At 70.0% G+C, this 12,398-nt stretch carries 9 protein-coding genes; 4 read left to right on the forward strand and 5 right to left on the reverse strand.

What is annotated here, in order from left to right:
• Positions 1 to 47 precede the first annotated feature (47 nt).
• The 5 genes from AB5J51_RS15525 to AB5J51_RS15545 form a co-directional block, all read right to left on the reverse strand.
• Complete coding sequence (locus tag AB5J51_RS15525) at positions 48 to 1,670, reverse strand: ABC transporter substrate-binding protein (RefSeq protein WP_053784534.1); 1,623 nt, start codon at positions 1,668 to 1,670, stop codon at positions 48 to 50.
• A gap of 359 nt (positions 1,671 to 2,029) precedes the next feature.
• The gene (locus tag AB5J51_RS15530; RefSeq protein WP_369780260.1) at positions 2,030 to 2,548 is read right to left on the reverse strand and encodes a tetratricopeptide repeat protein; all 519 of its coding nucleotides are present in this window, start codon (positions 2,546 to 2,548) and stop codon (positions 2,030 to 2,032) included.
• 259 nt (positions 2,549 to 2,807) lie between these two features.
• Positions 2,808 to 3,344 (reverse strand): BTAD domain-containing putative transcriptional regulator, encoded by a 537-nt coding sequence (locus AB5J51_RS15535; RefSeq protein WP_369780261.1) that lies wholly within the window; start codon positions 3,342 to 3,344, stop codon positions 2,808 to 2,810.
• Between the two features lie 184 nt (positions 3,345 to 3,528).
• Positions 3,529 to 5,433, reverse strand: a complete 1,905-nt coding sequence (gene typA / locus AB5J51_RS15540; protein ID WP_136225298.1) for a translational GTPase TypA — start codon at positions 5,431 to 5,433, stop codon at positions 3,529 to 3,531.
• Positions 5,434 to 5,760: 327 nt separating this feature from the next.
• A complete protein-coding gene (locus AB5J51_RS15545) occupies positions 5,761 to 8,175 on the reverse strand; it encodes an ABC transporter family substrate-binding protein (protein WP_136225296.1) in 2,415 nt (804 codons plus the stop codon).
• Between the two features lie 349 nt (positions 8,176 to 8,524).
• On the opposite strand from AB5J51_RS15545, the gene AB5J51_RS15550 reads away from it, so the two are divergent.
• From AB5J51_RS15550 to AB5J51_RS15565, 4 genes are all read left to right on the forward strand, one after another.
• Complete coding sequence (locus tag AB5J51_RS15550) at positions 8,525 to 8,755, forward strand: hypothetical protein (protein ID WP_053784530.1); 231 nt, start codon at positions 8,525 to 8,527, stop codon at positions 8,753 to 8,755.
• A gap of 116 nt (positions 8,756 to 8,871) precedes the next feature.
• Positions 8,872 to 9,693, forward strand: coding sequence for a hypothetical protein (locus AB5J51_RS15555; protein WP_369777903.1), 822 nt, complete (start codon positions 8,872 to 8,874; stop codon positions 9,691 to 9,693).
• A gap of 1 nt (position 9,694) precedes the next feature.
• A complete protein-coding gene (locus AB5J51_RS15560; protein ID WP_133896981.1) occupies positions 9,695 to 11,599 on the forward strand; it encodes a fumarate reductase/succinate dehydrogenase flavoprotein subunit in 1,905 nt (634 codons plus the stop codon).
• Complete coding sequence (locus tag AB5J51_RS15565; protein WP_133896982.1) at positions 11,596 to 12,369, forward strand: succinate dehydrogenase/fumarate reductase iron-sulfur subunit; 774 nt, start codon at positions 11,596 to 11,598, stop codon at positions 12,367 to 12,369. The genes AB5J51_RS15560 and AB5J51_RS15565 overlap by 4 nt, the downstream gene beginning before the upstream one ends.
• Positions 12,370 to 12,398: the final 29 nt, after the last annotated feature.

Here is a 12,398-nt window from a genome sequence, read left to right on the forward strand (position 1 = left end):
CTGATTCCGCCTGCCCGCCCCCGGGATCCCCTTAGTGAAGAGGGGTGTTAGTTGAGCTCGACGTTCGCCAGGTCCATGCGGCCCTGGGCGTCGACCTCGACGTTCTTCACGGTCTTGGAGTAGGCCGAAGAAGACATGTACGTGAAGACCGGGATGTACGGCAGGTCCTTGATGATGATGTCATCGGCTTCCTGGTACAGCTTCAGGCCCTGAGCGGCGTCGGTGGCCTTGTCCGCCTCGGCGAGCTTGGTCTCGAACGCCTCGTTCACGTAGTGGCCGTAGTTGGAGCCGTTCTCGATCGCGACCTTCGAGAAGATCGGACGGAGGTAGTTCTCCGCGGCCGGGTAGTCCATCGACCAGGCCATGCGGAAGGCACCCTTGTACTTCGAGGCGCCCAGGTCGTCCAGCATGTCGCCGAACTTGGCGTACGGCTTGGCGGTGACCTCGATGCCGAGGTTCGCCTTCAGCTGGTTGGCGACGGCCTCGATCCACTCCTTGTGGCCGCCGTCGGCGTTGTAGCCGAGCTCGATCTTGTTGCCCGGAACACCGCCCGCCTGGGTGTAGAGCTCCTTGGCCTTGGTCGGGTTGTAGGTCCCGACCTCGCCCAGCGCGCCCTTGCGGTAGCCCGGGATGATCGGGCTGATGAAGTCGTCGGCCGGCTTGCGGGTGCCGTTGAAGATGGTCTTCGTGATGGCGTCCCGGTCGATGGCCATGGAGATGGCCTTGCGGATCTCCACCTTGCCGAACGCCTCGGGGTTCTGCTCCAGCGGGAGACCGATGTAGCCGACGCCGGACTCGGGCTTGTAGATGTAGCGGTCGCCGAACTCCTGGGAGACGGTGGCCATCGCCGAGATCGGGAGCTTGTCGACGATCTGGATGGTGTCGGCGCGCAGGTCGTTGTACGCCGTGTCCAGGTTGTCGTAGATCTTGAAGGTGACGCCGTCGAGCTTGGCGCGACCCTCGGCCGGGTACTTGTCGTACTTCTTGATCTTGATCTGCTTGTTGTGCTCCCAGGCGCCGTCCATCTGGAACGGACCGTTGCCGATCGGAGCCTCGCCGAACTTCTTCGGGTCGGCCTCGAACGCCTTGGGCAGCGGGTAGAAGGCGTTGTAGCCCAGCATGGTCTTGAACTGGGAGAACGGGTCCTTCAGGGTGACGGTGAAGGTCTTCTCGTCGACGACCTTCAGGCCCTTGAGCTCCTTGGCCGTGGGCTTCTTGTCCTTGCCCGGCGCGAGCTCGTCGGAGCCCTCGATCTTCGAGAAGAACGGCAGGCCCTCGGCCGCGTTGTCCTGGTTGGCGCCCCAGTTCCAGGCACGGACGAAGGACGCAGCGTCGACCTTCTCGCCGTTGTGGAAGGTGAAGCCGTCCTTGATCTTGATCGTCCAGGTCTTCGAGTCCGTGGTGTCGATGGACTCCGCGACCGCGAGCTTCGGCTCGTTGGTCTTGTTGTCGTAGTCCACGAGGCCGACGAAGAGGGCGTTGAGAACCTCGGCGCCCTCGGACTCTGCGGTGTTCTGACCCACCAGGCCGTGCTGCGGCTCGCCGAGCACCACGGTGATGTTTCCGCCGGACTTACCGGCGTTCGAGTCCTTGCTGGTGCTGCATGCGGTGGCGGCCATCGCCACGATGACGGCACCCGCGACCCACTTGGCGCTCGTTGCTCCGCGCATGGGTAATTGCCTCCTCAGGAGTCACTGTGGATACGTGAAGGACCCGGCCCCGCTGACACCCCTGACAGCGAAATCCGGCCCCATCGTGTGTGCTCGTGAGTCGACGCTCCCCACAGCGTGTGACCCATTGACCCGAGCTCAATGGAGCCATCCTCAGGGACTGCCAGACCGTAAACCACACTTAAGTGGTCTCGTTTTCACAACATCGCCACCTGGCGAAAACCCGAAATCCGGACAAACGGATAGGAGACAGACACGTGCGAAACGGACGGTTGGCGCACCTTCCGGAGAACGGTGCACGGTATCCGGACGCAAGAACGAGTCAATCCGGTTGACAAACGCGAACGGGCCCGGCGTGGTCAACGGCCCCTCAGGGCCCGGCCCTCGTGCCGGCGGCCCGCGCCGAGGGACTCGTACACCTCGAGGGCCTGCGCCCAGGCCCGGGGGGTTCCCCCCTCGTCGCCCGCCTGCCGCAGGGCGTGGCCGAGGACCAGGAGGGTCTCGGCCCGTCCGATCCGGTGCCCGGCCTCCGTCTGGATGTCGAGGGCCCGGTTCGCACGGCGGGCGGCCCTCTCGAACCCGCCTCGCGCCAGGCCCAGTTCCGCCAGCAGTGCGAAGGACCGCGCCTCGAAGAGGCGGTACCCGCTCGCGGTGGCCAGGGCCCGGGCGGTCTGCGCGTGCTCCCCGGCCTCGCCGTGCCGGCCCAGCCGCAGGCTGCTCTCGGCCAGCCCGGTCAGGGCCCGCAGCTCCGGTGTGCGGGCATCGCACCGGCGGGCCGGCTCGGCCGCCTGCCGGAAGTGCCGCAGGGCGACGTCGTGATGGCCCAGGCTTTGCGAGAGCAGGCCCCGGCCCGTGAGCAGGTGGGCCTCGGCGCGCAGCCCCCCGTCGCCAGTTCGAGCCCCTGCTCAATGTAGTCCGGAGCGGCCGCCCGGTCGCCGGCCTGGACCGATACCATCGCCGGCCAGAAGAGGGTGAACGCCAGATCGGTGTGCAGAGCCATCTCCCGCTGTGTGCTCGCCGCCGCGTCGAGGTGCTCGACCGCCCGCTGCGGCTGCCCCCTCTCGAGCAGTACGACCCCCAGGGTTGCGCGCGGGGATGAAGACGGCCGGGGGGGGGAGGGAGAGCCCCTGGTATAGCTCACGGGCCTCCACAAGCCGGCCCTCGGCCTCGGCGAGGCGGCCGAGCTCGTGCAGGATCGCCCCCAGGTTGCCCAGCGTGATCGCCTCGCCCAGCCGGAAGCCGGTCGTGCGGCACAGGTCCGCGCCGCGCAGGCCGTGAGCCGGCGCCTCCGTCGTCGTCACCGGCCGGCAGCAGCGTGTCGAGGCGCCGGAGCGCATCGGTCCGGCCGGTGAACACCGCGGTGGAAGCGGGCAGCTGGGCGGGCAGGGCATGCTGCCGCGAGGGGGCCGCCGTCCCGTCGGCCGCCCCCGCCGACACCGTCCGGCGGGGCCGGGGGTCGAGGAGCGAGGGGTCGTCGGCCAGCACCCGGCGGTGGAGCGCGCGCAGCTCCGGGCCGGGCTCCAGACCGAGTTCGCGGACCAGCCGCGCCCGCGTGCGCTGGTACGTGGGGTCCGCGGCCGGGCCGCCTTCGATGCTGCCGTCGTACAGCGTGCGCAGCCGCGCCGCCGGCTGCCCGGGACGCGGTCGGCGGGGCTCATCTCGGTCCAGAGCCAGGCGCGCCGTACGCCGGCCACGGGCGGACGTGCGGGGTGGCCATCAGCTCGCATGGCCTCACGTGCGCGGGTTCGGGCGGGATCCTCGCCGCCAGCGCACCCAGGCCGAACCCTCGGGCACGAAAAAGCCCGGCCCCGCACGGAGATCCGTGCGGGGCCGGGCTGTGAGCCGTGCTGCGCAGGTGTTACTTGCCGGACTTGGCGCGCGACGCGGTGCGCGAGCGCTCCTTCTGGTCCAGGACGACCTTGCGGATGCGGACGGCCTCCGGGGTCACCTCGACGCACTCGTCGTCGCGGCAGAACTCCAGGGACTGCTCCAGGGAGAGCTTGCGCGGCGGAACCACGTTCTCCGTGTTGTCCGCGGAAGCCGCACGCATGTTGGTGAGCTTCTTCTCCTTGGTGATGTTCACGTCCATGTCGTCGGAGCGCGAGTTCTCGCCGACGATCATGCCCTCGTACACCTCGGTGCCGGGGTCGGTGAACAGGACGCCGCGCTCCTGCAGGTTGATCATCGCGAACGGCGTGACCGCACCGGCGCGGTCCGCGACCAGCGAACCGTTGTTGCGGGTGACCAGCGGGCCGAACCACGGCTCGTGGCCCTCGTGGATCGAGTGGGCGATGCCCGTACCGCGGGTGTTGGTCAGGAACTCCGTGCGGAAGCCGATGAGGCCGCGCGACGGGACGACGAACTCCATGCGGACCCAGCCGGAGCCGTGGTTCGACATGTTGTCCATGCGGCCCTTGCGGATGCCCATGAGCTGCGTGACGGCGCCCATGTGCTCCTCGGGCACGTCGATCGTCATGCGCTCGACCGGCTCGTGGACCTTGCCGTCGATCTCCTGGGTGACGACCTGCGGCTTGCCGATGGTCAGCTCGAAGCCCTCGCGGCGCATCTGCTCGACCAGGATGGCGAGCGCGAGCTCACCACGGCCCTGGACCTCCCAGGCGTCCGGGCGCTCGGTGTCGAGGACGCGGAGCGAGACGTTGCCGACCAGCTCGCGGTCGAGGCGGTCCTTGACCTGGCGGGCGGTGACCTTGCGGTCCTTGACCGCGGACTTCGCGTCCGCGCCCTTGCCCGTGCCGCCGCGGCCGACCAGCGGCGAGGTGTTCGTGCCGATGGTCATGGAGATCGCCGGCTCGTCGACCGAGATCAGCGGCAGCGCGATCGGGTTCTCCGGGTCGGCCAGGGTCTCGCCGATCATGATGTCGGGGATACCGGCGACCGCGCAGATGTCACCCGGGCCCGCCACCTCGGCCGGCTTGCGGGTGAGCGCCTCGGTCATCATCAGCTCGGTGATGCGGACGTTCGACATGCTGCCGTCACGCTTGATCCACGCGACGGTCTGGCCCTTGCGCAGCTCGCCCTGCTCGACGCGGAGCAGCGCGATGCGGCCGAGGAAGTTGTCGGCGTCCAGGTTGGTGACGTGGGCCTGGAGGGGGGCCTCCTCGTCGTACACCGGGGCGGGGACGTGCTCCAGGATGGTGGAGAAGAACGGCTCCAGGCTGTCGCTGTCCGCGGGGACGGTGCCGTCCTCGGGCTTGGTCAGCGAGGCGATGCCGTCACGGCCGCAGGCGTAGACGATCGGGAACTCGATCTGCTCCTCGGTCGCGTCCAGGTCCAGGAAGAGGTCGTACGTCTCGTTGACGACGTCGTCGATCCGGGAGTCCGGGCGGTCCGTCTTGTTGATGCAGAGGATGACCGGCATCTTCGCCTGCAGGGCCTTGCGCAGGACGAAGCGGGTCTGGGGCAGCGGACCCTCGGAGGCGTCCACCAGCAGAACGACGGCGTCCACCATCGACAGACCGCGCTCGACCTCACCACCGAAGTCGGCGTGGCCGGGGGTGTCGATGATGTTGATCGTGATCGGGGCCCCGCCGTCCTTGGGGTGATACTTCACCGCCGTGTTCTTGGCGAGGATCGTGATGCCCTTCTCACGCTCCAGGTCGTTCGAGTCCATCATGCGGTCGTCGAGGTGCTGGTGGGCGGCGAAGGCACCGGCCTGCTTGAGCATGGCATCGACGATGGTCGTCTTGCCATGGTCGACGTGGGCGACGATGGCGACGTTACGGATGTCGTGGCGCGTGGGCACTTCGGCGCTTCTCCCGGGATCGTGGATGGCGTCGCGTACGGTCCGGCACGCGCGCCTCGACCGGGCGGAAAACCTGCCACGGCCTTACCCCATCGTACGTCGCGTGGCGGGAACCGCTCGCCGGGGGGTCTGTCAAGAGGCCGGACGACTGAGAAGGACCGGGTGTGGGTGGGGTGTCCCGGCCATGGGTCCTGCGCGTTTGCTGCGGGTCAACAGGCTTGGTCAATGGGTATGACACGACCTTGCCCGCCGGAGATCCGGCGGGCAAGCGACTTGAGTCACATCTGAGCTTGTGACCCGAAGCTCAATCTGTCTGGCCCCCTTTTGTCACTTCTTCTTCTCCTGCTTTTCCTTGGCGCCTTGAGCCTTCTTCCAGCCGATGTCCTGGAAACGGGGGGTTCCGAGGCCGAAGGCGCCGGCATTGACCAGGTTCGGCTTGACGGCCACCAGCTCGGGGCGCTGGTACAGCGGGATGGAGCCGGCGGCGGCCCAGATCCGGGCGTCGGCCTTGCGCATCAGCTCGCGCGAGGCCTCCTCGTCGAGCTCGCCGAGCGCCTGGTCGAACAACTGGTCGATGTGGTCGGTGCCGACCCGGGTGTAGTTCTGTTCGACGAGGAGCGAGCCGTCGGCGGCCGGCTCCGGCTTGGCGAAGATGGGGCGGGCGTCGGTGGCCGGGTAGGCCGTCGCGGGCCAGGAGTAGAGCGCCAGGTCGTACTGGCCCGAGGCGACGTGGTCCTTGAAGAAGCTCTCGTCGGCCACCTTGGTCAGCTCGGTGTGCACGCCGACCTTCTGCAGCATCTGGGCGATCCGCTCGCCGACCGTGCGCAGGGCCTCCGAGCCGGGGCCGGACGGGAGGACGAAGCGCAGCGAGAGCGCCTTGCCGTCCTTGGCCAGCATGTTTCCGGAGGTACGGGTCTGCTTGACCGGGGCCGGCGCCGGGCTGGCGCTGGTCCCGGCCTTGCCGGGCTCGGGGGCGGCGCCGTCGCGGGCGGGGCCGCTCTTGGCGTCGGCGGAGTCGGCGGAGGCCGCCGGGTCCGCCGCGTCCGCCGTGTCGGGGGCGTCGGCACCGAGGGCCTCGGCCTGGGCGAGGAGGGCGGCCCGCTGCCCGTCCGCCAGCCCGGCCGGGTCCAGTACCGGGGAGAGGCGCTCGCCCCGGGAGCCCTGGGCGAGGGGGCCGGAGCCCTGGTCGCCCTGCGCGGACGTGTCCGTGTCCGTCCTGATCGCGGACCTGACCGCCGGGAGCCCCCGCTCCAGGCTCTCGCCGTTGCGCTCGTCGGTCTCGCCCACGATGTAGAGGCCGTCGTTGCCGGTGCCCGGACCCGACGGGGTCTTCGCGTCGTCCTCCGCGTTCTCGGAGCCGGCCTTCGCGCCCGCCGGTTCGGTGATCTTGCCGCCGCGGCGCCAGCCCGCGTCCGCGAGGAGGGCCTCGGCCGCGTGGATGTCCTTGCCGCCGAGCGCTTCGCTGTTGTCCGCGTACGCCCGCTGCCCGGCCAGCGCCACGTGGCTGCCGACCGGCTTCGCCGGCAGGCCCAGGGGCTTCAGTACGATCTCGGCCAACTCCTTGCGGTCCAGTGCCCTGGCCACGGCCCGCCGGACCCGCTCGTCGGCCAGCGGGCCGGCGGCCCCGTTCAGGGCGAGCTGGGTGTAGGCCGGCTCCAGGGACTTGCGGACCGTGAAGGTGCGCAGGGCCGACTGCTCGTCGGCGTACTTCTTCGCCGCCTCGGCGTTCTGCGCGCGGTTCTCCCGCTCCGTCGTCGCCTTGCCCTCGTCGTCGGCGCCGTACGCGAGCGCCCACGACAGCGTGGCCTCGGCCGGGGTCACCGAGGCGCCCGGTCCGTGCGCCGGGGCCCCGCCCGAGCCCGGGGTGCGCTCCGCGTCCCGGCGGGCCAGCGCGATCCGGTCGGCGCCCGCACGGTCGATCTCCGCCAGGTCGACCTTGCCGGCGGCCAGCGCGGCCGGGCGCTGGGCCCGCGGGACGGCGGTCAGGACCAGCGTGTCCAGCTTGGCCGGCCGGCCCCACCAGCGGGCGTTGCGGGTCAGCGCGGCGGTGCCGGTCTTCTTGTCGATCGCCCCGAGGTTGAAGGGGCCGGCGGTGACCTTGAGGGTGCCGCGGGCGCCCTCGTTGAAGGCATCGGGGGTGCCGGTGACCTGCTTGGGGTAGAGCGGGGAGAACAGGGAGCGCCAGTCGGTGTACGGCTTGGCGAAGGTGACCTTGACCTCGAGGTCGGTCTTGCCGCGCTCGATCTTCTCGATCCGGTCGTAGCCGGCGTTGCGGGCCGTCCAGTACGCGGAGTCCTTGCCGTTCAGGGCCCGCCACTGCGCCACGAAGTCGGCGGCGCCGATCTCGCGGCCGTCGCTCCACACCGCCTGCTGGTTCAGCTTGTACAGCACGACCTGCTTGGGCTCGCGCTCGACGACCTCGGCCTTCTCGAGGAAGTCCGGGTTGGCCACCGGCCGCCCCTTGTCGTCCAGCGTGAACAGCTGGGGCAGCACCGCCCCGGCGATCCGGTTGGTGGTGGCGTCCGCATCGGCCTGGAAGGTGTTCAGGGTGTCCGGGAGGCTGTCCACCGCCCAGCGCAGCACGCCGCCGTCGGCGACCTTGTCGCGGGCCGTGGCCGCGATGTCCTGGCCGGCGGCCACGGGACCGCCCTCGTCGTCACCAGCGCCGCAGCCCGCGAGCAGCGGCAGTGCGAGGACTCCCGAGGTCAGGAGCGCCAAGGACCTGCGCCTTCTCTGGGACATGGGTGGTACCTCCGGGGCGGGGCGTGAAAGGGGCAGCTTGATCACGTTTGGCGGTATATGGAGCTGATCACACTGGGTGCCGCAACACACTGAAATCCACAGCCCGCCGCACCTCTCGCAGCCGACCCTCGCCACGCCGCGAACCCCACCCGTGCGGACCAATCCCACTTGCGTCACGGACGGGCGTTCCCTCGGAAGAGGGATCAAAATGGGAGCAGGGAGGGGCGCACAGATTGCGCCTGCGCGCCCGCAATCGCTGCACGTCCCTTCACAACGGGGGACGGGAGGCGCGACACTCGCAGGCGCACATGAGCGTTGCCACCGCAACCAGCGGAAGTGAGGGCAAGTCATGTCCCTGCAAGACGATTTGACCGCCGTACGACGCAACCTGAACGAGCTGGTCCGCTCGGTCGAGCGGCTGGAGCGAGACGTCAAGGACGCAGCCCGGCAGGCCCCGGACACGCCGGGGGCCCCACGCCGGGAGGGGATGGTCCCCGTTCCGGACGCCCCGTACGACAGCTCGCTGTGGAAGGACGTCGACGACGAGGGTCTCGGCGCCCGCGACCGCCGGGCACCCTGACCCTGCGTACGCGGCCCCGCACCCCGCACGCGCCGTTACCCCCGCACCCCACCAGGCCCAGCCGTCCGCGGCTGGGCCTCGTGGGTCATCCGTCATCACTCCACCCGGAGTCCCCTTTGGCCACAGGCACGGAACCACCCCGGCAGCTGACCGGCGTCCACGACGCCTCCCGGGCCGCGATCGCCGCCCGGCACCTGCGCACCGACCGGTGGTGGCTGGCCCCCGCCGTCACCGCGGCCGGACTGCTCGCCTTCATCGTCTACTCGACGTGGCGGGCCTTCGCCAACGCCGACTACTACGCGGCCCCGTACGTCTCCCCTTTCTACTCCCCGTGTCTCGCGGAGAACTGCCAGGAGATGCGCGACGGCCCCAACCTGGACCTGTTCGGCAGCTGGTGGGGCCTGTCCCCGGCCCTGCTGATCCTGATCTTCCCGCTCGGCTTCCGGCTGACCTGCTACTACTACCGGAAGGCCTACTACCGGGGCTTCTGGGCCTCGCCGCCCGCCTGCGCCGTCGCCGAGCCGCACGCGAAGTACACCGGCGAGACCCGCTTCCCGCTGATCCTCCAGAACATCCACCGGTACTTCTTCTACGCGGCGCTGCCGGTCGCGGGCATCCTCACGTACGACACGGTGCTGGCCTTCCGCGACGAGCACTACGACTGGGGCCACATGGGTCTCGGGACCCTGCTCTTCCTCGTCAACATCGCGCTGATCTGGGCCTACACCCTGTCCTGCCACTCCTGCCGGCACATCATGGGCGGCCGCCTGAAGCACTTCTCCAAACACCCGGTGCGCTACCGGCTGTGGGGCTGGGTCAGCCGGCTCAACACCCGCCACATGCAGCTCGCCTGGGCCTCGCTGATCAGCGTCGCCCTGTGCGACTTCTACGTGTACCTGCTGGCCAGCGGCGCCTTCAACGATCCGAGGTTCTTCTGACATGGCTCAAGTCGACCGGCAGCAGTGGGACGTGGTCGTGGTCGGTGCGGGCGGTGCCGGGCTGCGGGCCGCGATCGAGGCGCGCGAGCGGGGCAAGCGTACGGCCGTGATCTGCAAGTCCCTGTTCGGCAAGGCCCATACGGTGATGGCGGAGGGCGGGATCGCCGCCTCCATGGGCAACGTCAACGAGGGCGACAACTGGCAGGTGCACTTCCGCGACACCATGCGCGGGGGCAAGTTCCTGAACCAGTGGCGGATGGCGGAACTCCACGCGAAGGAGGCCCCCGACCGGGTCTGGGAGCTGGAGACCTGGGGCGCGCTCTTCGACCGCACCCCGGACGGGAAGATCTCCCAGCGCAACTTCGGCGGGCACGAGTACCCGCGCCTCGCGCACGTGGGCGACCGGACAGGCCTGGAGCTGATCCGCACCCTCCAGCAGAAGATCGTCCAGCTCCAGCAGGAGGACTTCAAGGAGTCCGGGGACTACGAGGCCCGGCTCAAGGTCTTCCAGGAGTGCACGGTCACCCGGGTGCTGAAGGACGGGCAGAGGGTCTCGGGGGCCTTCTGCTACGAGCGCGAGTCCGGCCGGTTCTTCGTCCTGGAGGCCCCGGCGGTGGTCCTGGCCACGGGTGGGATCGGCAAGTCCTTCAAGACGACGTCCAACTCCTGGGAGTACACCGGCGACGGCCACGCGCTGGCGCTGCTCGCGGGCGCGCCCCTGCTGAACATGGAGTTCGTGCAGTTCCACCCGACCGGCATGGTCTGGCCGCCCTCGGTCAAGGGCATCCTCGTCACCGAGTCGGTGCGCGGCGACGGCGGGGTGCTGCGCAACAGCGAGGGCAAGCGGTTCATGTTCGACTACGTCCCGGACGTCTTCAAGGAGAAGTACGCGGAGTCCGAGGAAGAGGGCGACCGCTGGTACGAGGACCCGGACCACAACCGGCGTCCCCCCGAGCTGCTCCCCCGCGACGAGGTGGCCCGGGCCATCAACTCCGAGGTCAAGGCGGGCCGCGGCTCCCCGCACGGCGGGGTCTTCCTCGACGTGTCCACGCGAATGCCGGCCGAGAAGATCAAACGGCGGCTGCCCTCCATGTACCACCAGTTCAAGGAGCTGGCGGACGTGGACATCACCGCCGAGCCGATGGAGGTCGGCCCGACCTGCCACTACGTGATGGGCGGGATCGCGGTCGACTCCGACACCGCGGCCACCGTCGGGGTCCCGGGCCTGTTCGCGGCGGGCGAGGTCGCGGGCGGCATGCACGGCTCGAACCGGCTCGGCGGGAACTCCCTGTCCGACCTGCTGGTGTTCGGCCGGCGGGCCGGGCTGCACGCGGCCGAGTACGCCACGGGCCTCGCCGGAGCGCTGCCCGCGGTCTCCCAGGCGGAGATCGACGCGGCCGCCGCGGAGGCGCTGGCCCCGTTCCACGCCGCCGAGGGCGCGGAGAACCCGTACACGCTCCACCAGGAACTCCAGACGACCATGAACGACCTGGTCGGGATCATCCGCCGCGAGGGCGAGATGGCCGAGGCCCTGCAGAAGCTGGCGGGCCTGCGGGTACGGGCGGCCCGGGCCGGGGTCGAGGGGCACCGGCAGTTCAACCCGGGCTGGCACCTCGCCCTGGACCTGCGGAACATGCTGCTGGTCAGCGAGTGCGTGGCCCGCGCGGCCCTGGAACGCACCGAGAGCCGCGGCGGGCACACCCGGGAGGACTGCCCGTCGATGGAGCGCGACTGGCGCCCGGTGAACCTGCTGTGCCGTCCGGTCGACCCGGCGCCCGAGGACCCGGCCGCCGACCGGATCTCCCTCGTCCGGACCCGGACCGAACCCATCCGCCCCGACCTGCTCGCGCTCTTCGAGAAGGAAGAGCTGGTCAAGTACCTCGCCGAAGAGGAGCTCTACGAATGAGTACGTACGACGCGAGCTTCCGGATCTGGCGGGGCGACGCGGAAGGCGGGGAACTGCGGGACTTCACCGTCGAGGTGCACGACGGCGAGGTCGTCCTGGACATCGTCCACCGGCTGCAGGCCACCCAGGCCTCGGACCTGGCGGTGCGCTGGAACTGCAAGGCGGGCAAATGCGGCTCGTGCAGTGCGGAGATCAACGGCCGGCCGCGGCTGATGTGCATGACGCGCATGTCGACCTTCGACCGGGCCGAGACGATCACGGTCACGCCGTTGCGCGCGTTCCCGGTCGTCCGGGACCTGGTCACGGACGTGTCCTTCAACTACGAGAAGGCGCGCGAGGTCCCGGCCTTCGTCCCGCCGCCGGGGGTGGCTCCGGGGGCGTACCGGATGCAGCAGGTGGACGTGGACCGCTCGCAGGAGTTCCGCAAGTGCATCGAGTGCTTCCTGTGCCAGGACACCTGCCACGTGGTGCGCGACCACGAGGAGAACAAGCCCGCCTTCGCCGGTCCCCGTTTCCTGATGCGGGTGGCGGAGCTGGACATGCACCCGCTGGACGCGGCGGCGGAGGCGGGCCTGGACCGCAAGCGCACGGCCCAGGAGGAGCACGGGCTCGGCTACTGCAACATCACCAAGTGCTGTACGGAGGTCTGCCCCGAGGGCATCAAGATCACCGACAATGCGCTGATCCCGCTGAAGGAGCGGGCGGTGGACCGCAAGTACGACCCGCTGGTGTGGCTGGGGAACAAGATCCGCAGGCGTGCTGACCTGTAGCGCCCCCTGCCGTTCATTTCGCAGGACAC

The organism is Streptomyces sp. R33 (assembly GCF_041200175.1).
Taxonomy (GTDB): Bacteria; Actinomycetota; Actinomycetes; order Streptomycetales; family Streptomycetaceae; genus Streptomyces; species Streptomyces katrae_B.

Excerpts from the sequence above, each read along its gene's own strand:
- AB5J51_RS15560 (WP_133896981.1), top strand. The coding sequence starts at position 9,695 with ATGGCTCAAGTCGACCGGCAGCAGTGGGACGTGGTCGTGGTCGGTGCG.
- AB5J51_RS15550 (WP_053784530.1), top strand. The coding sequence starts at position 8,525 with ATGTCCCTGCAAGACGATTTGACCGCCGTACGACGCAACCTGAACGAG.
- AB5J51_RS15565 (WP_133896982.1), top strand. The coding sequence starts at position 11,596 with ATGAGTACGTACGACGCGAGCTTCCGGATCTGGCGGGGCGACGCGGAA.
- AB5J51_RS15545 (WP_136225296.1), bottom strand. The coding sequence starts at position 8,175 with ATGTCCCAGAGAAGGCGCAGGTCCTTGGCGCTCCTGACCTCGGGAGTC.
- AB5J51_RS15525 (WP_053784534.1), bottom strand. The coding sequence starts at position 1,670 with ATGCGCGGAGCAACGAGCGCCAAGTGGGTCGCGGGTGCCGTCATCGTG.